At 66.7% G+C, this 20,801-nt stretch carries 18 protein-coding genes and 2 pseudogenes; 9 read left to right on the top strand and 11 right to left on the bottom strand.

Annotation, left to right across the window (positions count from 1 at the left end):
• Positions 1 to 293: 293 nt before the first annotated feature.
• Positions 294 to 542 (bottom strand): protein kinase family protein, encoded by a 249-nt coding sequence (locus tag BN4348_RS59755; RefSeq protein WP_142308763.1) that lies wholly within the window; start codon positions 540 to 542, stop codon positions 294 to 296.
• A gap of 537 nt (positions 543 to 1,079) precedes the next feature.
• Between BN4348_RS59755 and BN4348_RS53790 the strand changes: the two genes are divergently transcribed.
• Positions 1,080 to 1,436, top strand: coding sequence for a hypothetical protein (locus BN4348_RS53790; RefSeq protein WP_142308762.1), 357 nt, complete (start codon positions 1,080 to 1,082; stop codon positions 1,434 to 1,436).
• Positions 1,437 to 2,101: 665 nt separating this feature from the next.
• Here BN4348_RS53790 and BN4348_RS60180 read toward each other — a convergent pair.
• Complete coding sequence (locus BN4348_RS60180; protein ID WP_160040586.1) at positions 2,102 to 2,263, bottom strand: hypothetical protein; 162 nt, start codon at positions 2,261 to 2,263, stop codon at positions 2,102 to 2,104.
• A 1,943-nt stretch (positions 2,264 to 4,206) separates the two neighbouring features.
• On the opposite strand from BN4348_RS60180, the pseudogene BN4348_RS53785 reads away from it, so the two are divergent.
• Together BN4348_RS53785 and BN4348_RS53780 are read left to right on the top strand one after the other, a co-directional pair.
• A pseudogene (locus BN4348_RS53785) lies at positions 4,207 to 7,439 on the top strand (helix-turn-helix transcriptional regulator).
• A 133-nt stretch (positions 7,440 to 7,572) separates the two neighbouring features.
• The gene (locus tag BN4348_RS53780; RefSeq protein WP_066916926.1) at positions 7,573 to 8,580 is read left to right on the top strand and encodes an ABC transporter ATP-binding protein; all 1,008 of its coding nucleotides are present in this window, start codon (positions 7,573 to 7,575) and stop codon (positions 8,578 to 8,580) included.
• A 33-nt stretch (positions 8,581 to 8,613) separates the two neighbouring features.
• Here the strand turns inward: BN4348_RS53780 and BN4348_RS53775 are convergent, their stop codons facing one another.
• Together BN4348_RS53775 and lysA are read right to left on the bottom strand one after the other, a co-directional pair.
• Complete coding sequence (locus tag BN4348_RS53775; protein WP_066916806.1) at positions 8,614 to 9,408, bottom strand: rhomboid-like protein; 795 nt, start codon at positions 9,406 to 9,408, stop codon at positions 8,614 to 8,616.
• Entirely contained in the window at positions 9,405 to 10,763 is a 1,359-nt protein-coding gene (gene lysA / locus BN4348_RS53770) for a diaminopimelate decarboxylase (RefSeq protein WP_066916804.1), read from the bottom strand. Before lysA ends, BN4348_RS53775 begins: the two co-directional genes overlap by 4 nt.
• 191 nt (positions 10,764 to 10,954) lie before the next feature.
• Between lysA and BN4348_RS53765 the strand changes: the two genes are divergently transcribed.
• Together BN4348_RS53765 and BN4348_RS53760 are read left to right on the top strand one after the other, a co-directional pair.
• Positions 10,955 to 11,791: a mycofactocin-coupled SDR family oxidoreductase gene (locus tag BN4348_RS53765; RefSeq protein ID WP_066916802.1), complete on the top strand. Its 837-nt coding sequence runs from the start codon at positions 10,955 to 10,957 to the stop codon at positions 11,789 to 11,791.
• 10 nt (positions 11,792 to 11,801) lie between these two features.
• The gene (locus tag BN4348_RS53760; protein ID WP_066916800.1) at positions 11,802 to 13,004 is read left to right on the top strand and encodes a cytochrome P450; all 1,203 of its coding nucleotides are present in this window, start codon (positions 11,802 to 11,804) and stop codon (positions 13,002 to 13,004) included.
• 1 nt (position 13,005) lies between these two features.
• Here the strand turns inward: BN4348_RS53760 and BN4348_RS53755 are convergent, their stop codons facing one another.
• A complete protein-coding gene (locus tag BN4348_RS53755) occupies positions 13,006 to 13,560 on the bottom strand; it encodes a TetR/AcrR family transcriptional regulator (RefSeq protein ID WP_096866323.1) in 555 nt (184 codons plus the stop codon).
• Between the two features lie 167 nt (positions 13,561 to 13,727).
• Here BN4348_RS53755 and BN4348_RS53750 point away from each other — a divergent pair, with 167 nt between their 5' ends.
• Entirely contained in the window at positions 13,728 to 14,432 is a 705-nt protein-coding gene (locus BN4348_RS53750) for an SDR family NAD(P)-dependent oxidoreductase (protein ID WP_066916796.1), read from the top strand.
• A 43-nt stretch (positions 14,433 to 14,475) separates the two neighbouring features.
• Positions 14,476 to 14,862: a PPOX class F420-dependent oxidoreductase gene (locus tag BN4348_RS53745; protein WP_066916794.1), complete on the top strand. Its 387-nt coding sequence runs from the start codon at positions 14,476 to 14,478 to the stop codon at positions 14,860 to 14,862.
• On the opposite strand, the gene BN4348_RS53740 is transcribed toward BN4348_RS53745, so the two are convergent.
• Positions 14,846 to 16,009, bottom strand: a complete 1,164-nt coding sequence (locus tag BN4348_RS53740) for a zinc-binding dehydrogenase (RefSeq protein WP_066916792.1) — start codon at positions 16,007 to 16,009, stop codon at positions 14,846 to 14,848. The genes BN4348_RS53745 and BN4348_RS53740 overlap by 17 nt on opposite strands.
• Positions 16,010 to 16,021: 12 nt before the next feature.
• On the bottom strand, positions 16,022 to 17,410 hold the full coding sequence (locus tag BN4348_RS53735; protein ID WP_066916790.1) for a wax ester/triacylglycerol synthase family O-acyltransferase: 1,389 nt from the start codon (positions 17,408 to 17,410) through the stop codon (positions 16,022 to 16,024).
• A gap of 150 nt (positions 17,411 to 17,560) precedes the next feature.
• Here BN4348_RS53735 and BN4348_RS53730 point away from each other — a divergent pair, with 150 nt between their 5' ends.
• Positions 17,561 to 17,944: a hypothetical protein gene (locus BN4348_RS53730; protein WP_066916788.1), complete on the top strand. Its 384-nt coding sequence runs from the start codon at positions 17,561 to 17,563 to the stop codon at positions 17,942 to 17,944.
• A gap of 242 nt (positions 17,945 to 18,186) precedes the next feature.
• On the opposite strand, the gene BN4348_RS61885 is transcribed toward BN4348_RS53730, so the two are convergent.
• From BN4348_RS61885 to BN4348_RS53715, 4 genes and pseudogenes are all read right to left on the bottom strand, one after another.
• Positions 18,187 to 18,588, bottom strand: coding sequence for a transposase (locus tag BN4348_RS61885; RefSeq protein ID WP_235852935.1), 402 nt, complete (start codon positions 18,586 to 18,588; stop codon positions 18,187 to 18,189).
• 381 nt (positions 18,589 to 18,969) lie between these two features.
• Positions 18,970 to 19,518, bottom strand: a pseudogene (locus BN4348_RS61880) (SDR family NAD(P)-dependent oxidoreductase); the annotation flags it as partial.
• A gap of 19 nt (positions 19,519 to 19,537) precedes the next feature.
• Positions 19,538 to 20,236 carry a cutinase family protein gene (locus BN4348_RS53720; protein WP_066916924.1) on the bottom strand — a complete coding sequence of 233 codons (699 nt, stop codon included), beginning with the start codon at positions 20,234 to 20,236 and terminating at the stop codon, positions 19,538 to 19,540.
• A gap of 109 nt (positions 20,237 to 20,345) precedes the next feature.
• Positions 20,346 to 20,519, bottom strand: coding sequence for a CsbD family protein (locus BN4348_RS53715; protein WP_066916786.1), 174 nt, complete (start codon positions 20,517 to 20,519; stop codon positions 20,346 to 20,348).
• A gap of 105 nt (positions 20,520 to 20,624) precedes the next feature.
• Between BN4348_RS53715 and BN4348_RS60165 the strand changes: the two genes are divergently transcribed.
• Positions 20,625 to 20,780 carry a hypothetical protein gene (locus BN4348_RS60165; RefSeq protein WP_167670454.1) on the top strand — a complete coding sequence of 52 codons (156 nt, stop codon included), beginning with the start codon at positions 20,625 to 20,627 and terminating at the stop codon, positions 20,778 to 20,780.
• Positions 20,781 to 20,801: the final 21 nt, after the last annotated feature.

Here is a 20,801-nt window from a genome sequence, read left to right as displayed (position 1 = left end):
GGTGCAGGGGCGGGCGGCGCAGCCCTGCTGGGGCCTACGGTGTTGGGCGGACCAGCCGGTGGGTTGCCGCCCGTGAACAGCAGGATCACCGTGACAACCATGCCGATCGGTGCCACAGCGATCAGCACGAAAACGACTGCGGGGAGAGGGATTGGAGGGCGGCGACGCGCATTCAGGCGACCATCGGCAGGGATTGGTGCACCACGAGGAGCGCCCACCCGCGTGGTACCTTCTCCCACCGGCGCGGCGGAAACATGTTCGCGCAGTGCCTTTGGCGAAATCCCGGCAACTGTCTAAGCGTTGATCGGGATTCTTGGCCAACGCTCTCGATAATGCGTGGTCAAAGCTAGCCAAATCCGGGCGGCGGTCGCTGACTTAGGAATGGCTGCATTGAGGTGTTGATCGATGATCGCGACGGGGTTCGACTGCTGATACGGTGGCGCGCTGGTGAGCAAATGAAAAGCGTTAGCGGCCAAGGCATATTGATCGGCTCGCCCATCCAGCTCCTGCCCCATCAACTGTTCGGGGGCGGCGTAGGCCACGGGCAGTTGCCGCGCGAATTTTTCCAGCGGTCAAGCGTCTCACGCGACTCGGGACACTGTGCTTTCGTCCCTTGTTGTGACAAAGTGCCCTTTGCTGCCTCCAGGCCCGCTAGTACGCTAGCCACATGGTTGCCCCGCTATAAGCCCCCGCCGGGTGCATATATGCAACGGCTGAACGGCTAGAGCACGAGAAGCACCCGGAATAGAGCCTCCCAAAATGAGGAAAACAATCATCGCGGCGGTGGCCGCTATCGCCCTCGCACCTATCACGGCATCCATGCCGGTGGCACACAGCGCACCGGCATGTGATGTGAATAGCGGCAACGCGGTTACGGGACCACTCTGTCAGGGCTGTCTCTCTGCTACCCCAGTAGCCAACCAATCGTCGGCGTGTTGGGGACTTCCAGCGGCAGCGCCAGTGCAGGTTCCCGCGAATGTCCCGAACGACTCGTGCGCTGTGCTCCTGCAGCCCCCGAACGCCAGTGTGGGTGCCTACAACGGGTGCGAAACGGCAAAGCGGGCTAGGGGAGGCCAGTGATGAGAAGAGTAATTATCGCGGCGGCGGCGGGGGTTATCGCCCTCGCTCCGCTGCTCGTCACCACCCCGGTGGCGCACGCCGACGCTTGTGCTGATGCGAAGGCTCAGGGTCAACCGGATTGGGTGATCAAAAAGATCTGCGCCACGGAGCCGCAGAGCGACACCGGATGTGACTGGGCGACCCAAGTCGGGCTGTACCGTTACGCGCTGTGCCAGCTGCACATCGGGCCGCAGACACAGGACGCCTACACCGAGTACGAGGCGAACCAGCAGGCCCTGCAACGCAACCAGCAAGACTGGCAGCAATGCATGAACCTGTACCACGACAAGGTCAGCTGCGGAAACGAGCCCGAATAGCATGCGGCGAGCAACCAGGAAAAGAGCATCCGAAATGAAGAAAACAATCATCGCAGCGGTGGCCGCGCTCGCCATCGCCCCGTTCACAGCATCCATACCGGTGGCGCATGCCGGAGACTTCCCGGCGTGCTCCTCGCTACCTGATCAAGCTCGGTGGCAATGCAACGCGGCGTGCGTGCAATTGCAGGTCCCGATGCAACCGATGCCGTGCGCGGGTAACACTGGCTCCCGGAACGGCCCCGACAACTGCGCGGTGCTGCTCCAGCCGCCGAACACCAGTGTGGGCGCCTTCAAGGGATGCGAAACGGCTAGACAGGCTACAGGCGGGTAACACAACGAGAAAAGTCATGATCGCAGCGGCGGCGGCCGTTGTGCCCAAATTGGCGGACACCGCGATCATCTCAGGCACCGCAGTAGTAGTGACTGGTGTCGAGGTTGTCGTTGCTGTTGCAGAACGGGAAGCCTTGATCACCGCCCGTCATGGGTCTTCATTTCGGAATTCTGTTGTCTCCGTTGGCACTTCGTAGAGGATTGGTGTCTTACGGAGATGATTGGGCGCCTAACCACGTCGTAACCTTCCACCATCACGGCCGGCAGATCCACACGTAGGGATCTTCTGGCCCTGACTGATTGCGTGCTGCTCCCAGTGCTCGTAGCCGCGTTCGTCACCGAGGCCGTGCGCAAAGGAAGGCAAGTAAGGCGAAGAAGGCGGCAAATAAGCCCAATACCACTTTGGCGCCGATTGCTCCGCCCTGGAACAGGCCGACGACACTGACGAGGGTCAAGAAGGCACAAATAACGAAGCCGACGATCCTTGTTGAGCTCATTTCGTTCCCCTTCGGTTTATGAGAACCACCCGGTCCTGGCTACTCCGGCCAGGTTGGTACCGCAGTCGGGGCATTGAGGGTCGTAGCCCCTGGTATTGCAGCGCCGACAGCCGAAGTACATGTACCCCATGCCCATTTCACGAGTGTCCTTGACCAAGGACCTCGTTGTTGCCGCAATTGGTGCAGGAAAAGTCGCTCTGGTTCCATGATTTCGAGCAGCGGGGACATTTCGCTTTCCATTTCTTATCGTATTTGCGGGAGACCACTGTTGTTTCCTTTCCCGGGTGATGTCAGAGACAGCGTGAACTGTCCCGTAGTTGTGGGATCCGGCTCGCGAGCCGCCGGAGTTGCGGTCGCCTTCCTAGAGCGGCGAATCTCCTTATGCCGCTTCGGCATCATGGCCCCGCTGTCGGAGCTGTTGAGGTCGCGCCGTTGACCCACTTGCAGAACGGGAACGTCAGCCACCGATAACGATCGCCGTTGCGGACCCCGCCATGGCGAGCATGGCTTTCCTCATCATCATTTGCTTCCTTTCGTTGTTCCTCGCGTATCCGCCATATCGGGCGCAATGATCCACGCACCTTCTTGGGTGCGGTACGAACCATAGCGGTGACAAAAGACGCTTCCTTCAACGACGACGATGGGGTTGCCCACATTGTCAGGAGCATGGAAGCTGGTGATCAATCCGTAGACCAACAGCGTAGACCGCAGTCCGGCGTGCATAACAAGGGTCAAACGACCCTATTGGGGGATGCGGCGGAGGCGGAGCCTGAACGTGTACGGGCTGGACCGTCTCGGGGAAGGTGTACGTCACGCGGTTGACACGGGGACTGACGCTCGCGGTACTGCTGCAGCCCTATTCGGCGCAGCGGTCGTGATCGGGAGGGGCAGCCGCCCAAAAGCTGCCGACAAAGAGGTCTGCATCAGCGCTGCCTTCGCCACGGTCGTGTCGGGCACATGCCTCTCATCGAGGTTTCCAAATGCATGCCACAAGGCCAAACCCCTTGTAGGAAATGAGCTTTGATAAATCAGTTGTTGAAGCTAGGCTTCGTCGGTACGGATGACGATGGTCTCACTGGCCGTACCTTTGCGGCCTGCTTCCGCGCTGATCCGCTGGCCATGCAGCCCTCAGACAGCATGAGCGGCCTGACAGTTCATAAGGACAAGAGCTCTGGGTCGCCGGAGTTAGTTATCGTCACCCCGCCGTGCTCGGAGATTCTCACGACGTTGGCGCGTTCGTCGAATATGTGCCCCAAGGTCTCCAGAGCAGGGCAATCGCGGTCGTTCACTGTCAGCCAACCTGGTATGCGACGGTCTGGCGTTTCGACCCGCCAAAACTCGCCTTCCAGCATTCCGGGTGAAGGTGCCGTCATGTGATCTCCCTCCCGGTTGCGGCCGGACGGCGTCATGGGACATACGCGCCTCAGCCAGCTTGCGATCGCCGATATTCCGCGACAGTCGAGCACTTAACGGATGCCCTAATCGCCTATTGATGCGGTATCGCACTCTTCGAGCGCTGCAGAAGCGCCGCGCCGCGCCTTGTTGGCGTCAAGAGTTCCTCTCGGCGACTTACTGATCGTCGAGGTCCACTTGCCACGTGAGAAGACCAGGCTCGGAAATCGCGATGGCTGACCACGGCCGGAGTCGGGCGAATATTCGCCCGACAACCTGCGGCGTGGCTGACGCTCGCGAGCTGGAAATACGCGGGCAAGCATGATCAGTAGCACGATGCCACCCCGAAGATGCCGGGCGAGCCGAAGCGGGTGCAGCCCAGTAAGGACACGGACCGGAAGCGGACTTGACCCGGAAAACTCCGCGTGCGCAGTGGATAGGCGTACGCGTTTCCGCTGATGTTTCCCGTACGGGCGCGCTGCATGCTGGCTAGCATGAGCGAGGTTGATCCACGCGCGGACCTGCCGCTGGTGGAGTGGAGCGATCTTGGCGTGAGCGGGCTTTTGCCGACGGGCACGGTGACGCTGCTGTTGGCTGATGTGGAGAACTCGACCGGGTTGTGGGAGTCCCAGCCCGAGCAGATGACCGCGGCGTTCGCGCGGCTGGATGAGGTGTTGTCGGAGCTGCTGGCCGCTCATGGTGGGGTGCGCCCGGTGGAGCAGGGTGAGGGCGATAGCTTTGTGGTGGCGTTCGCGCGGGCCAGTGATGCGGTGGCGTGCGCGCTGGGGTTGCAGCGGGCGCCGTTGGCGCCGATCGGTTTGCGGATTGGGGTGCATACCGGGGAGGTGCAGTTGCGCGGTGAGGGCAACTATATCGGCCCGGCGATCAATCGCACGGCGCGGCTGCGTGATTTGGCCCATGGCGGGCAGACGGTGTCGTCGGGTGTGACCGAGGCGTTGGTTGTTGACGCGTTGCCGGCCGATGCGTGGCTGATCGATTTGGGCACCCACGAGCTGCGCGGCATGCCCCGACCTGAACGGGTCGTGCAGCTGTGTCATCCGGATCTGCGCAACGACTTCCCGCCCTTACGTACGACGAATAGTGTTGCCGCGCACAATTTCCCGACGCAATTCACTAGCTTTGTGGGTCGCCGCCTACAGGTGAGCGAGGTCCGCAAGCTGTTGGCGGAGAACCGGCTGGTCACCTTGACCGGTGCTGGCGGGGTGGGCAAGACGCGCCTGGCCGTGGAAGTCGCGAACCTGTTAGCGGCGGAACAGGCCGCGGGTGTCTGGTATGTGGATCTGGCGCCGATCACGGACCCCGACCTGGTGCCGGTGACGGTCGCCCGCGCGCTGGGGCTGCCCGACCAGCCCGGCCGATCGACGATGGACACAGTGCTGCACTTCGTTCGCGACCGCCAGCTGCTGGTGGTGCTGGACAATTGCGAGCACCTGCTGGACGCGTGCGCGGAAATGGTTGTCGCTCTCTTGAGCGCGGCAGCGGGGCTGAGCCTGCTGACCACCAGTCGTGAGCCGCTCGGTGTGGGTGGCGAGGGACGTGGCGAGTGCCGTCGTTATCGGTGGCCGACGAAGCCACCGAGTTGTTCGCCGACCGTGCGCGTCTGGGCCACACCGGTTTCGCCCTCACCGACGACAACGCCGCCGTCGTTGCCGAGATCTGTCAGCGTCTCGACGGGATGCCGCTGGCAATTGAGCTGGCGGCGGCACGTGTGCGGGCGTTGTCGCTGCCCGAGATCCTCGGCAGCTTGCATGACCGCTTCCGGCTGCTAACCGGCGGGTCGCGTACCGCGGTGCGCCGCCAGCAGACGCTGCGCGCCTCGGTGGATTGGTCGCACGCGTTGCTCACCGAGCCGGAGCGGGTCCTATTCCGCCGGCTGGCGGCATTCTCGGGCGGCTTCGACCTCGACTCCGCCCAGGCAGTCGCCGCCGGCGGCGAGATCCAGCGCTACCAAGTGCTCGATCAACTCAGCCTGTTGGTGGACAAGTCTCTGGTGGTGGCGGACGAGAGCGGCAGCCGAACGCGCTATCGGCTCTTGGAGACTGTGCGCCAGTACGCGCAGGAAAAGCTCGGGGAGTCCGGCGAGGCCGATGCCGTGCGCACGCGCCACCGCGATCACTACACGGCGATGGCGGCTCTGCTCGACGCGCCGGCGGGCAGTGATTACGAGCAGCATCTCGAGCAGGTTGAAACCGAGATCGACAACCTGCGCGCCGCGTTCGGGTGGAGTCGCGAAAAGTCCGATCTCGAGCCCGCGTTGGCGCTGGCATCGTCACTCCAGCCGCTGTGGCAGGGACGGGGCCGCCTCCGGGAAGGGCTGACCTGGTTCAACGCCGCCCTCACCGGCGACAACGCGCCACATCGGGAGGTGGCGGGCGTGGTGCGGGCGAGCGCGCTCGCCGACCGAGCCTTGCTCGCCACCTGGATGGGCGAGCCCGACACTTTGGATCAGGCTCAGCAGGCTCTGGCGCTCGCGCTCGAGGTCGACGACCCCTCGCTGCTGGCGCGGTCGCTGAGCGCCTGCGGGTACATAGCCGCCTACACCAATCCCGAGGCGGCCAAGGGGTATTTCGCGGAAGCGATCGGCCCGGCCCGGGCGTCGGGCGATCGGTGGAGGCTTAGCCAGATCCTGGCCTCGCAGGCGGCCGGGGCAATGGTGGCGGGTGACCCGATCGTGGGGCGCGCGGCCGCCGAAGAAGGACGCGACCTGGCCGATGCGATCGGCGACCGGTGGACCTCGCGCCGGTGCCGCTGCGGCCGCGGAATCGCGCAGCTTTGGCAGGGCGATCTGGCTGGCGCCGTCGCGCAGTTTCGCGAGGTCGCTGCCGAGGCTGAGGCTGCGCACGATCATGTCTTCAGGGGGGATAGCCTCGCATACCTGGGCGTCGCACTAGCGCAGCAGGGCGACGCGGATGCGGCCCGCGCCGCCGCCGACGCCGCCGTCGAGCTGGGTCGGCTCAAAGCCGGCGTCGCCTACGTCACGTTGGCTGTCGCGGCGCTGGCTGCCGGCGATGCTGCGACAGCACGGGACGCAACCGAGGCCGCGCCTGAGCTGAGTGTTCATTTGGAGGGGCGACGCGCCATGGGTGCGGAAACCGCGTTGGCGGCAGGGGATTTGATCGGGGCGCGCCGTCGAGCCGACGACACGATCGCGACGGCTTCGGGCTTTTGGTTGATGTCGGCCCTGACCACGCGCAGCCGCGTCGCGATCGCGCAGGGGGAGCCGGAGCAGGCCGAACGCGACGCCCACGACGCTCTCGCGATCGCCGCCGAGATCGAGGCATACCTGCTGGTCCCCGACATTCTGGAGTGCATCGCTGTCCTGGCCGGCGACGCCGGCAGCCACCGCGGAGCCACCCGTCTCTTCGGTGCGGCGCATGCCATCCGCCAGCGCATGGGCAGCGTGCGCTTCAAGGTCTTCGACGCCGGCTACGAGGCCTCTCTGGCGACGCTGCGAGCAGCGTTGGGCGAGAGGGACTTTGATTCCGCCTGGGTCGAGGGCTCCGCCCTGTCCCGCGAGGAAGCCATCGCCTACGCGCGACGTGGGCGCGGTGAGCGTAAACGCCCGGCCGGTGGGTGGGCGTCGCTGACCCCGGCGGAGCGCGACGTCGTGCGCCTCGTCAGCGAGGGGCTCGGCAACAACGACATCGCCACCCGGCTGTTCGTCTCACCGCGCACCGTGCAATCCCACCTCACCCACGTCTACGCCAAACTCGGCCTCTCCTCGCGGGTCCAATTGGCGCAGGAGGCGGCCCGACAGGCCTGAGCGGCCGAGTCGCGCTCACTGTCGGACTTCAATCCGTAAATCTCCATCTCACGGGTTTTTCGGGGCGGCCGACCGGTTATTCCGACCTCAAAAACCATCGACCACAGAAATGCACGATCAACTGGAGGTCACCATGGGCATCGGAATTTCGGTCCGGGGGTTGAGCAAGTCATTTGGGCCTGCCCGAGTGTGGGAAGACGTCACGATGGACATCCCGCCGGGGGAGGTGAGCGGGCTGATCGGCCCGTCGGGAACCGGCAAGTCGGTGTTTTTGAAGTCGCTGATCGGGCTGTTGCGCCCGGAGCGCGGCTCGATCGTCGTCGACGGCGTCGACATCATGCAGAGCACCGCCAGGGAGCTGTACGAGATCCGCAGGTTGTTCGGCGTCATGTTCCAGGATGGCGCGCTGTTCGGCTCGATGAACCTGTACGACAACACCGCGTTCCCGTTGCGTGAGCACACCAAAAAGACCGAACGCGAGATCCGCGACATCGTCATGGAGAAGCTCGAGCTGGTGGGCCTGCAAGGCGACGAAAACAAGTACCCCGGCGAGATCTCCGGCGGCATGAAAAAGCGCGCCGGCCTGGCCCGCTCGCTGGTGCTCGACCCGGAGATCATCCTCTGTGACGAGCCGGACTCGGGTCTGGACCCGGTGCGGACGGCCTACCTGTGCCAGCTGCTCATCGACATCAACGCCCAGACCGATGCCACGATCCTGATCGTGACCCACAACATCAACGTCGCGCGCACCGTGCCGGACAACATCGGCATGCTGTTCCGGCACAAGCTGGTGATGTTCGGACCGCGCGAGGTGCTGCTGACCAGCGACGAGCCGGTGGTGGGACAGTTCCTCAACGGCCGCCGCATCGGACCGATCGGCATGTCCGAGGAGAAGGACGAGGCGACCATGGCCGAGGAGCAGGCGATGGTCGACGCGGGTCAACACGCGGGTGGCGTGGATGACATCGAGGGGGTGCCGCCGCAGGTGGTTGCCACTCCCGGCATGCCGGTGCGCAAGGCCGTCGAGCGCCGCCGCGCTCGCGTACGCGAGATATTGCACACCCTTCCGCCCAAGGCTCAGCAGGCCATCCTGGACGACTTGCAGGCCGATACCGCATCGGTTGGCGCCCAGCGGCGCTGAGCGCCCGGTACGAAGATGACCCCGGCTCGGCGGCTATGCCGGCGAGGGCTGCGGCCGCGATGCGCGGCCGGCCAGTAGCCCGATGAGCGCCGCGGCCACCCCGGTAGCGGTCGCCACCACCGACGACCCCGACAGCACGAAATACCCGAAAGCGCAGCCGCCGCAGAGCAAAGCGATGCGCGGCGGCGTCCACGCGGCCGCGGAGGGCAGCCGGTAGGACAAACCGATGCCGAGCAGCAGGGCCAGGACATGACCGACGGCGGTGAAATCGGCTCCAATCGCCACCGTCACCGCGATGCCGAGCCACCACCCGATCCACGCCGGCTGCCAGCGCGACGGGATGGACGCTGTCAGCGCGCCGAGGACGCAAACCGCGCCGTAACTGACCCCCACGTCGCTCGCGCGCGCGATGGAGAACGGCAGCCACCCCGCCTTCACTGCGACCACCAGCCCGGCCGCGACCAGCAACGTGGCACCGATGTGGCCGACCGCAAACGCGATGACCAAACCCCTTCCGCGCCACAGCAATTCACCCAGGGCCAGCAGGCAGACCAGCCACGGCAGCCAGAGATAGACCTCGCCGCCGTCGTCGACGAAGGCGCTGCCGACCAACGTGGTGAGGCGTCCGTGGGCCAGGTTGTGCAGGTTGGTGCTCATCCGGCTGACGACGACGTCGCGCGCCCGCGGACCGAGCGCATTCAACATGACCGAGATCGCGACCAGCAGGACGGCGTAGGCCGCCGTGATGCGCACCGATGCCGCGCGGGACACCGCCCGCGCGGCCCAGCTCTCGGTCTTCTCGCGAACAGCGATGGCAACCAACGTCATTCGCCCCCGTCCGAGTGGCCCGACCAGCGGCGGTCTCGGGCGAGCAGGTCGGCGATGGTCTCGCGGCGCACCAGCTCACGGGCCCTGCCCGCGGCGGCGGCGACCAGCGGCGGACGGCCCACCAGGCTGCAGCTGGATCCCATCGAGTAGTGGTAGGCGCCGGTGCAGGCCACCGCGAGCAGGTCGCCGGGATGGATGTCGGCGGACAGCTCGACATCGCTGGCGATCTCATCGCCGGCCTCGCAATGACGGCCCACCACCGTTACCAGCGTGGTGTCGGCCGACGAATGTCGATTGGCCAGTGCCACCGTGTATTTCGCGTCGGCGCCGGCCACTCGCGGATTGTCGCTCATGCCGCCGTCGACCGCGACGAAGGTGCGTCCGTCACTCTGGCGTTTGACGGCGACCACCCGGTACAGCGTGATCCCGGCGCGGGCCGCGATCGCGCGGCCCGGCTGAATGACGATCCGCGGTCGGGGATAACCGTATTTCGTGCAGGCGGATTGGAGTGTGGAGTCGATGACGGCGCCCAATGCCCGCGGGCCGAGCTCGGGATCCCCGGACCGATAGGGGACCGCGTGGCCGCCGCCGAGATTGAGCTCGCCAAGCGCGATCCCGTGGCGGTCACGCACCTGGGCCATCACGGCGATCAGCTGCCGGATCGCCTCGCCGTACAGCCCGACATCGGCTAGCTGCGACCCTAACTGGCAGTGCAGCCCGACCAGGTCGAGCCACGGCTGATCCAGGACGCGCTTCACCGCGCCGTAAGCCTGGCCGCCCGCCAACGTGAAGCCGAATTTCTGGTCGAGCACCCCGGCGCTCACCGCGCCGGCGTCGATGTCGGGAATCACCCGGATCAGCACGCGTTGGCGGCGGCGCACCCGCCCGGCCAGCAGCGCGATCTCGTGCGGGGTGTCGATCACGATTCGCCCCACGCCGGCGGCGACCGCATCGTCCAGTTCGCCGGCGGTTTTCGCGTTGCCGTTGAGGATGATCTTCGACGGCGGCACCTCGCCGGTGAGGGCGGTGGCCAGTTCGCCGCCCGAGCAGACGTCCACGCCCGCCCCCTCGTCGGCGGCCCACCCGGCCACGGCCGCGCTCAGCAGCGCCCGACCGGCGTAAATCACCTCGGCGCCGGGAAGCGCCGCCCGATAGTTGCGGATGCGGGCCCGGAAATCCTCCTCGTCGACGACGTAGCCGGGGGTGCCGAACGAGGCGGCCAGCTCGGTCGCGGCGACCCCGCCGACGCACAACTGGCCCATCTCGTCGACGTAGCTGTTCAGCGGCCAGATCGCCGGGTCGAGGTGCGGATCCACCTCGCGCCGCGACGATGAAACCAGCTCGGACAGCGTCATGCGTCCACGGTGCAGGTACAGCGGGGGATCCGCCTCGCTCTTAACGAAGCTTTCACACCCGTGTGATTAATCTTCACAGAATCTGCACGGCCGCCCGGCTCATCCGCGCCTTGACGGGCTCGTCTCGGTGCTGCTACACATGGCGTGCGGCAGAAATTGGGCGATCGCCCAAAACTGGAATCGAGGTGGCTATGGCGGGGCGGATGGACGGCAAGGTCGCATTCGTGACCGGCGCGGCGCGCGGGCAGGGCAGAAGCCACGCGGTAGGGCTCGCGCAGGAGGGCGCCGACATCATCGCCGTCGACATCTGCCGGAAGTTCGAGGCCTCGCCGGCGGACGGCGCGACGCCCGAGGACCTCGACGAGACCGCGGGCCTGGTGAAAAACGCCGGCGGCCGCGTCGTCACCGCCGAGGTCGACGTTCGCGATTTCGACGCGCTGCGGTCCGCCGTCGGCAGCGGGGTCGAACAGCTGGGCCGCCTGGACGTGATCGTCGCGAACGCCGGCATCGGGACGACGGCGGGAAAGCTGCACAAGACCGACGAGGCGCTGTGGCAGCAGATGATCGACGTCAATCTCAGCGGTGTGTGGAAGACGGTGAAGGCCGGCGTTCCGCACATCCTGGACGGCGGCCGCGGCGGCTCCATCGTGCTGACGTCTTCGGTGGCCGGTTTCAAGGCCTATCCGCACGTGGGCCACTACGTGGCGGCCAAGCACGGCGTGATCGGGCTGATGCGTTCGTTCGCGGTCGAATTGGGCCGGCGGATGATCAGGGTCAACGCCGTGCTCCCCACGCACGTCAACTCGCCGCTGCTGATGAACGAGGCGACGTATCGCGCCTTCCGTCCGGAGCTGGATAACCCGGGGCCCGAGGACCTGGCGCCGGTGTGCCAGAGCTTCCATTACCTGCCGGTCCCCTGGGTGACCCCCGAAGACATCACCAACGCCGTGCTGTTTCTGGCCTCCGACGAAGCGCGCTACATCACCGGCGTCGCGCTCCCGGTGGATGCCGGCAGCTGCCTGAAGTAAGGAAGCATCGATGACCCTCACCAGCGACACCGACGTCTACTACGACCCCTACGACACCGGCATCATCGCCGACCCGTACCCGACGTACGCCCGGCTGCGCGAGGAGGCGCCGATCTACTACAACGAACGGTTCGACTTCTGGGCGATATCACGGCATTCCGACGTCGAACGCGCGTTGGCCAATTGGGAGGTCTTCTCCAACCGCCGCAGCGACATCCTCGAGTTGATCCAGTCGAAATTCGACATGCCCGGCGGCGTCATGATGTTCCAGGATCCGCCCGAACACACCAGGCTGCGTGGCCTGATGTCGCGGGTGTTCACCCCGCGCCGGATGGCCGAGCTCGAAGACCAGATCCGGCGGTACTGCGTGCGGTGTCTCGATCCGCTCGTCGGGTCGGGCGGATTCGACATCATCGCCGAACTCGCATCGATGATGCCGATGCGGGTGATCGGGATGCTGCTGGGAATCCCCGAGTCCGAACAGGTTTCGGTCCGCGACGCCAACGACGCCAACCTGCGCACCAAGCCGGGCGCCCCGATGAAGGTCGCCGACGCCGACTCCATCGCCGACGGTCGCATCTACGCCGACTACGTCGAATGGCGGTCCAAGAACCCGTCGGACGACCTCATGACGACGTTGCTCAACGTCGAGTTCGACGACGAGCACGGGGTGCACCGAAAGCTGACGCGCAAAGAGGTGCTGCATTACACCCAGGTGGTGGCGGGCGCCGGAAACGAGACGACGGGCCGGCTGATCGGCTGGCTGGCCAAGGTCCTCGCCGAGCACCCGGACCAGCGCCGCGAGGTCTGCCAAGACCGGTCGCTGCTGACCCGGACCGTCGACGAGACGCTGCGGTTCGAGCCCACCGGTCCCCACGTCGCCCGTTGGATGACAAAGGATTTCGAGTGCTACGGCAGGACTGTTCCGGCCGGCAGCGCCATGCTGCTGCTGTTCGGCGCGGCGAACCGCGATCACCGCCGCTATACCGATCCGGACACGTTCAACATCCGCCGCGACAACATCTCGCACATCACCTTCGGCAAGGGCGTGCATTACTGCCTGGGCGCGAACCTGGCGCGACTCGAGGGCCGCGTCGCGCTGGACGAGATCCTCAACCGCTGGCCGGAGTGGGACATCGACCACGACACCGCGCAATTGGCGTCGACGTCGACCGTCCGCGGCTGGGAGCGGCTGCGGGTCGTGCTGCCGTAGGTCAATCCCGGCGCCGCTTCGGGGTCGGCATCTCGAACCGGTCGAGGAATCGGGTGACCAGCGCGACCGCCTCGTCGTGGCCGCCCTTGGTGCCGAGCGTCTGCTCGAGGATCAGGGTGCGCCCGACCGCGGCGATGACGACCGCGATGCCCGCGGGCGGGAATTCGCTTGTGTCGAGGCCATGTTCGCGGACGATGAAGTTCAGCGCGGTGATCTGCATCTCGCGCCACCGGTCCTGCCAGGCGGAGATTTCCGCCCGAATCTCCTTGCGGTGGTTGGCAAGACCCATGAACTCCAGCAGCAGCCGGGCGTCCTTGGGTTCGATAAGCGTCTCCCAGAAGGCATGCAGGGGCCGGTCGGAGGCGAGCGCCTCTCGTTGCCGTTCCAGGTAGGCCGCTGCGCCCCGGCGGAACACGTCCAGATACAGCTCGTCCATCGTCGGGAAGTAGTAGTGCACAAGGGCCGGTTTGACCCCGGCCGCGGCGGCCACCCGCCGCGACGTGGCCGCGGCGTAACCCTCCTCGACCATGATTCGGCTCGTCGCGTCGATCAGCATGTCGCGAGTGGTGGAATCCCGGGCCATCCACGGACCCTAAATTGGGCGATCGCCAAAAATCAACCGTTATACGCGACGAAAACGGGACAGCTTGACCGTCGTCGCGCGGGGGTGATAGGCAATGTCAAGCCCGCATGCTGGGCGGTCGCTCAGGAAGGTGGGTGCGTGTGAAAACTGCGGTGGTGACCGGCGGGGCGTCCGGGATTGGCCGAGCGGTCGCGGAAAGGCTGCGCAGCGACGGGTTCCGGGTGGCCGTCATCGACCTGTCGCCCACCGACGACGGGTTCGGCTACGTCGCGGACGTGACCGATCGTGCGCAGGTCGACGCCGCGCTCTTGGCGATCCGGGATGCGCTCGGCCCGATCCTGGTGCTGGTCAACGCGGCCGGCGTGGAGGGCTTCAAGAAATTCCTGGACATGTCCTTCGAGCAGTGGTCGAAGGTGGTCGACGTCAACCTCAACGGCGTCTTCCACACCATCCAGGCCGCGCTCCCCGACATGGTCGAGGCGGGATGGGGGCGCATCGTCAACATCTCGTCGTCCAGCACCCACTCCGGGCAGCCCTTCATGTCCCACTACGTGGCGGCCAAGTCCGCGGTGAACGGCCTGACCAAGTCGCTGGCCCTGGAATACGGGCCGAGCGGGATCACCGTCAACGCGATACCGCCGGGGTTCATCGACACCCCGATGCTGCGCAGCGCCGAGCGGCGGCAGCTGCTCGGTGGCACCGTCGAAGACCACGTCGCGCGCACGCCGGTGCGCCGGGTGGGCAGGCCGGAGGACATCGCGGCGGCGTGCGCGTTCTTCGTGTCCGAGGAGGCCGGCTACATCACCGGCCAGATACTGGGCGTCAACGGCGGGCGCAACACCTGAGCCCCCGGGGTTAGGAATTCGCGTCAAGGGGGAAGGAATAAGCGTGGCTCTTTGCTTCCAGGACGTCATCACGTCCAAGTACCTGCTCCTGACCACCTTCACCAAGGACGGCCGTCCCAAGCCGACGCCGATCTGGGGCGTGCCGGACGGCGACAAGCTGCTGGTCATCACCGACGACGGGTCGTGGAAGGTCAGGAGGATCAACAACACGCCCCGGGTGACGATCGCCCGCAGCGCGGCGCTGGGCAAGCCCAAGAGCGAACCGGTCGAAGGGATCGCGCGGGTCCTGCCGAAATCCGAGACGCGGCGGGTCTACAACGCCGTGCTCAAGCGGTACTGGTACCACGCCTGGTGGTTCTATGCGCACTCGATCGTGCGGGGCGGCATCGACAAGGTGCACGTGGGGCTGGAGATCACGCCGGCTGCGTAGCGTCGCTGCGGGGGTCGATGAGGATCTTCGCGTGCGCCTCGGGGTCGCCGAGCGCGTCGAACGCGGCCTCGACGCCGGCCAGCCCGACCGTCCCGGTGATCAGCGGCGCGACGTTGACCTTGCCGTCGGCGAGCATGTGCAGCGTGTCGCGGAACTCCAGCGGGGTGTAGCCGAGCACGAACCGAAGGTCGATCTCCTTGTTGATCGCCATCGCCGGCCGGAGCTGGTCCGAGCCCATGCAGACGCCGACCACGACGACGCGCGAGAACACCGGCGCGCTCGCGATGATGCCGTCGATGATGCCCGGCACGCCGACGCATTCGAAGATGACGGGGTGCTTCGGCGTTGCGGCGCCGGCCGCTTCGGCGGCGCGCCACACGTGCCACCAGGGCAGCCGCAACCTTTGCAGCTTCTCGATCGTGCCGACCGCCAGATCGAACGCCTCGAGGATGCCCTGCAGGTGTTTGCGGCTCGCGTCCGTCGCGTACGGCGAATCCTGCGCGGGATCGACGACGACGTCGGCCCCGCAGGCGGTCGCCAGTGCGCGCCGGCCCGGTGCGAAGTCGCTGGCGACCACGGTGCGCACCCCGTGCGCCTTGAGCATGCAGATCACCGCGAGACCGATTGGCCCGCAGCCGATCACGATCGCCACGTCACCCTTGCCCACCTCGCCGCGACGGACCGCGTGCCAGCCGACGGCCATCGGCTCGGTGAGGGCTGCCATATCGGGGGACAACCCGTTCGGGACGGCCAACGTCAGCGACTGCTCGACGAGGAGCTGCTCGGCATAGGCTCCCGGTGCCATCGTGGACAACCCGATCCCATGCACCTCCTTGCCGCGGCGCAGCAGCGGCAGGGCGACGACCGTGCTGCCGGGCCGCGGCGCCTTGCGGGTGCCCGGGCCGTAATCGAGCACCGCGCCGCAGAATTCGTGACCGAAGACGACGTGCTGATTCGATCGCATGAACGCGTCGTACCCGGATTCGGCCATCACGTCGGCGAGCTCGTCACAGTGGTGGCGCGCGTGCAGGTCCGATCCGCAGATGCCGCACCGCAGGACCTCGATCAGCAACTGGCCCTTCGCCGGGACCGGTGTCGGGGTGTCGACCACCTCGAGCTTCGCATTGGTGCAGGTGACGGATTTCATGTGCCGATCCTCCTACACTGCCGCGGGTTGCAGTCCCGCCGCCTCCCGCAACTCCTCGTAGGCTTGCCTCGTGCAGCGGGCGAGTTGCGGAAGGCCGTCCAGCGCGGCGCTGTTGCCGACGAACCCGAAGTCCATGCTGTCGTGGTAGGACGCCAACGTGGCGTTGAGCCCGATCGAGGCGGCGAGGGCCGAAACCGGGTAGATGCCAACGAGGCGCGCACCGTTGAGATATCGAGTTTCCTTGGCTCCCGCCACATTTGAAATGACGAGGTTGCACGCCGGCCGCGCCACCCGGTCCAGGTGTGTCGATGCCCCGAGGCCGGCGAGCGCGACGAGCCCCACCGCATAGGTCATCGCCGCCTCGCTGGACATGCGGCCGAGTTCCTTCTTGCACGCCGCAACCGAGTCGGCCACTTGGCGGATTCGTTCCGCCGCGCCGGAGCCGGGGTCGCCGAGACGCGGGAATATCGCCGACACGCGCGTGCCGATCGCGGTGTCCCCGTCGGCCCGCATCGACACCGGGCACATCGCGATGAAGGGATGCGCGACGGCCCGGCCGGTCTCGCGTAGGTAGGCGTGCAGCCCCGCGTCGACGACGGTGACCGCCACGTCGTTCAGGGTCGCCCCGAAGTGGTGGCCGACCTGGCGCATCTCGTCGAGCGGCAGCGACAGCGTCGCGAAGCTCCGCCCGATGTGGAGCGGGGCGTTGGTGGGGCCGTGCTGCGCCACGAACGGCAGGCTGCCCTCGAGATGCGATCGCAACGCGCCCGCGCACACCTTGCGCAGCGCGCCGACCGAAACCTGGTTCAGCGCCTCGACTTGCATGAGCGCCCCGCGAACCGAATCGGCGATGCGCGCTGCCAGTGAGGTCGGGGAGGGCGCCGGGGGCTCCGGTGTGCCCAACGCGAAGGCGGGGGGTGGGACGGTGCGCCGGTCGGTGGTGCTCAGCCCGGCATAGAGCCGCCGCAGGCCCGATTCTCCGTCGATGATCGAGTGGTGGGTCTTGGTGTAGATCGCGAACATTCCGTCCGGCACACCGTCGATGACCCAGCAGCGAAAGAGCGGCCGATCGCGGTCGAGTTGTGGCTCGTGCAGATCGGCGACGAGCCGCAACAGGTCGTCGTAGGACGCCCCGGCGGGCAGCGCCAGGTGCCCGACGTGGTAGTAGGGGTCCCAGTCCGTCACCTCCCGGAAATGGGGCGCACTTCGGCCCAGCAGCTCGGGGACGTAATTGAACGGCGGCAGCGGCGTGCACGCCCGATAGGCATCCACGATCTCCCGCACGATGGGCGCGCGGCCGGCCGGCTTCTTGAACAGCAGCATCGCGCCGACGTGCGTCGTGCCGGCCGGTGATTCGATCAACAGCCACGAAAGGTCCAGCGGCGGAATCGGTTTGGTCATGCCGTACCTCCTGGCCGACGTCCGCGGCGCTTGCCGGAGCGCGCAGAAACGAAAAACCCCACGGTGATGGTCTCTCCGGGGACCGGCGCCCGCGAGGGCACTAGGGCACCGTTAGGGCGGTCGTAAGTCCTCAGCGCTTAGGGTTGATCCATGCCGCATGACCGCGCCCGGACATCGCCACCGATCTTGGCATTGGTGGCAGCGGCGCGCGTCGGGGTGGGCGCGACCATGCTCCTCGCGCCGGACCGGTTCTTCTCACCCGAATCGGGAACGGAGACCCTGCTGATGCAGACGATCGGGATTCGCGACCTCGTCCTGGGGTCGGGCGGGTGCGCGGCCTGGCTCCGCGGTGTCGACAACGAGTTCCGGGGCTGGGCGACGATCGGTTTGATCAGCGATAGCGCCGATCTGCTGCTGGGGCTGCGGAGCAAGCCCCTCGTCGGTACCAGGAGCGCACTGATCGCCACGCTGGCGCCGGTGCCATTCGTCGGCGCCGGCTTGTTCGGCATGGTCCGCCGGCACCGGAAGGCCTGACATCGCGGCTTAGCTTTCGCGCCGGCAGTCAAGGCGTGGGGTAGGCAGTGTTGATCGCCCGGGGTGCCAACCTCGGTTGTCGCCCGATAAACGGTTGGGTCGTGAGGTCGGCTGGGCCGTGATGGTCGGCAGGCTGATTAGTCGCCGTGGGGCGGCAGGCTTTCGTGTGCGCCGTAGAGCGGCCCAGCGCGAGCGGGCGGCAAGCTAAGTTGCGCCGTCGTGCGGCATAGCCGGAACAGCCGTCACCGCTCGCGACTGAGCCTTCCTCGACGATAGCGCTGTTCATCGAAAGGTTGTTGGGTTCGAAGCAGTCGATACGCCAGTCGGCAGGCGTGGCGGGCCAACGCGACACGGGCCTGTATGGGAGCCATACCCCGAGCTCGGAGTTCAGCGTCGCGGCCGGCAAAGGAGGGCGATTGTTGGGAAAGTCCCCAGGCGATGCCCATCAGGGCGTCACGATGCTCGGCCAAGCCCTGGCGGGAGATGCGCCCACGCCGGTTCAGCGTGGCCGACTGGTAGAGCGCAGGGGCCAAACCTGTGGCCGAATAGAGGTGTTCGGCATCAGGAAACCGCTCGATGGGCAGACTGTGCGCAGCAAAGGCGGCCGCCCGGATCGACGCGACGCCGGGCAGCGTGGTCAACACCTGCCCGTCGGTCGCCGCCAGCAGTTCGCTGGTCTGGGCGTCAAGTTCGGTGATGTCGACAAGTAGCCGACGGTAGCGGTCGAGGTCGCGTCCCAGGCGTTGAGCCCGGCCAGCCGCGTCGGCCGGTGGTGGCAAACACTGTCGCCACCGAGCCGCCCAATAGTCGGCGGTGGCGACGGTCAATCGCCCCGGTGCACGGCAGATCAAGGACCGTGATTTTGGTGGCCGTCCCGCGAACGCCGCAGCACAGGCCAACACGGCCAGCCCGGTCGGCGTGTCCAGCGCCAGCGCCCTGCCATGGCCGGCCGGCGCAGACAAGCCCGGACACAACACGTTGAGTTGATCATGGAGCCGCTGCTGGGCGACCTTGCGATCGNCGCCGGCCTCCCCGAACTGGTTGCCGACCGGCGGGCCGAGCACCATGCCGGGATAGGTGATGTTCACCGGTGCGCCGGCGTCCTGGAGTCCGCGAGCATAGATTTCGACCTGCGCCTTGGACGTCCCGTATCCGTCCGCCCCGCCGACGACCGGGAGGTCCGAGGTCAGCGTCGCCAGGCCCGGATGGAACAGCGCGGTGAAGCTCGACACGTGAATGATCGGGTCCAGGCCCAGCTCGACGGACTGCCCGAGGACGTTCTGCGCGCCCTGCATGTTGGTGGTCAGCATCTCCTTGTTCTGCCGGGGGTCGACGGCCACCAGGGCGGCGCTGTGCACGACGGCGTCGCAGCCGCGCAGCGCCTCCCGCACCGAAACGCGATCGGTGATGTCCCCGACGGCGAAGTCCGAGACGTCGACGCCCAGTTTGGCCACCGAGGTCTGCAGCCGATCGGGATTGCGCACCAGGAACCGGATGGAGTGCCCGGCGTCGGCCATCGCCTTGGCGGTCCACCCGCCGACGAATCCCGTCCCGCCCGTGACCAGAACGTGCATGGTGCGATTCTGCACGGGCCTACAAATGGCTCGCCGCGTAGGTCGCGGCTTGGCCCGTCATGCCGTTCATCGGATAGGACATATGCGCGAAGGCGTCGTTGCCGTCACCGCAGATCCCGTCGCCCGGCGCGCACAACTCGAGCGTCTTGGGCTGATACAGCGGGCCGATGACGATCACCGGTGCGCCGTACTTCTGCAGCCACGGGCCCGACGGCGTCCCGAACAGCGTGACCGCCGCGACGTGGTTCGCGATCTCCGGTGGCATCGGCGGGGGCACCGCGGAAGCCGGGACGCCCGCCGGCACGGCGGCCGAGGTGGTGAAACCCGCCACCGCGGCGCCCTGGGAATACCCGCCGAGCACCTCTTTGGTGTTCGGGCAGTTTTTCGCCATCGACTCGATGTGGGTACCGGCGTCGCGGATGCCGTCGATGACGGTCGCTGGGAAATCGGGGTTGGAAAAGTCAGTGCTCGCAGGGTAATTGACCGGATACACCCCGAGTGAGCGGGCGCCGAGCTGCCCGCGCAACGCGTCGATGAACGATCCGCCGACGCCGCCGACACCGGGCGGCTCGCCGGAGCCGCGGGCGAAGACGACCTCGACGTCCGGGCACGGATCGCCGGACGCCGGGGTGGGGGCGCCCAACAGTGCGAAGGCGGCCAGCACCGCCGCAACCCCCACGGATGTCGTGAATCGGCGCATGCTCGTCAACCTTCGCATCATCGATGTCCTTACTTGATATTCGGCGCCGATCGCGCTGCGGATGGCCACAGCGAACGACCAGCGGGCCCGGCAGCCGTACGGGCAGGCCCGCTGGTCGAGCGATCGGTTACTTCTTGAAGGCGTCCTTCACCTTCTCGCCTGCATCCTTCAAGCTGGACTTCGCCTGATCGGCGCGGCCTTCGTTCTTGGTGTCGTGGTCCCCGGTGGCTTTGCCGATGGCTTCCTTGGCCCGGCCGCCCAGGTCCTCGATCTTGTTCTTCGCTTTGTCTGTGGCGCTCATTCGTGCTCACTCCCTCGTCATAGCTGCGTTATTCGTGCTCTTGTGGCTACCCAGCGGCGGGCGATATTGAAACCGCGGCTCGTCCGGGCTGTCATCATGGACTGCGTGGGCACCGCAATAGTGGTGGCGATCGTCGTGACGCTGATGTTGCTGGGCATCGGCATGGTGGTCAATCAGCTCCTCCGGCTCAGGAAGTGGCTGAATGCCCAGCCCCCCGAGCCGCCGCCGCCCGGCGAAGAAGCCCACCACCCCCAGGAGTGATTTGTGTCCGGGGCTTTTCCC

This window comes from Mycobacterium interjectum (genome assembly GCF_900078675.2).
GTDB lineage: Bacteria > Actinomycetota > Actinomycetes > Mycobacteriales > Mycobacteriaceae > Mycobacterium > Mycobacterium interjectum.
This window is presented reverse-complemented; position numbering and strand designations above follow the sequence as displayed.

Bases quoted from the DNA above. Each gene is read 5' to 3' on its own strand.
- BN4348_RS53730 (WP_066916788.1), top strand. From the start codon at position 17,561: ATGCCGCATGACCGCGCCCGGACATCGCCACCGATCTTGGCATTGGTG.
- BN4348_RS53760 (WP_066916800.1), top strand. From the start codon at position 11,802: ATGACCCTCACCAGCGACACCGACGTCTACTACGACCCCTACGACACC.
- BN4348_RS53715 (WP_066916786.1), bottom strand. From the start codon at position 20,519: ATGAGCGCCACAGACAAAGCGAAGAACAAGATCGAGGACCTGGGCGGC.
- BN4348_RS53765 (WP_066916802.1), top strand. From the start codon at position 10,955: ATGGCGGGGCGGATGGACGGCAAGGTCGCATTCGTGACCGGCGCGGCG.
- BN4348_RS53735 (WP_066916790.1), bottom strand. From the start codon at position 17,410: ATGACCAAACCGATTCCGCCGCTGGACCTTTCGTGGCTGTTGATCGAA.
- BN4348_RS53790 (WP_142308762.1), top strand. From the start codon at position 1,080: ATGAGAAGAGTAATTATCGCGGCGGCGGCGGGGGTTATCGCCCTCGCT.
- BN4348_RS53780 (WP_066916926.1), top strand. From the start codon at position 7,573: ATGGGCATCGGAATTTCGGTCCGGGGGTTGAGCAAGTCATTTGGGCCT.
- BN4348_RS53720 (WP_066916924.1), bottom strand. From the start codon at position 20,236: ATGCGAAGGTTGACGAGCATGCGCCGATTCACGACATCCGTGGGGGTT.
- lysA (WP_066916804.1), bottom strand. From the start codon at position 10,763: ATGACGCTGTCCGAGCTGGTTTCATCGTCGCGGCGCGAGGTGGATCCG.
- BN4348_RS53740 (WP_066916792.1), bottom strand. From the start codon at position 16,009: ATGAAATCCGTCACCTGCACCAATGCGAAGCTCGAGGTGGTCGACACC.
- BN4348_RS53775 (WP_066916806.1), bottom strand. From the start codon at position 9,408: ATGACGTTGGTTGCCATCGCTGTTCGCGAGAAGACCGAGAGCTGGGCC.
- BN4348_RS53755 (WP_096866323.1), bottom strand. From the start codon at position 13,560: ATGCTGATCGACGCGACGAGCCGAATCATGGTCGAGGAGGGTTACGCC.
- BN4348_RS60180 (WP_160040586.1), bottom strand. From the start codon at position 2,263: ATGAGCTCAACAAGGATCGTCGGCTTCGTTATTTGTGCCTTCTTGACC.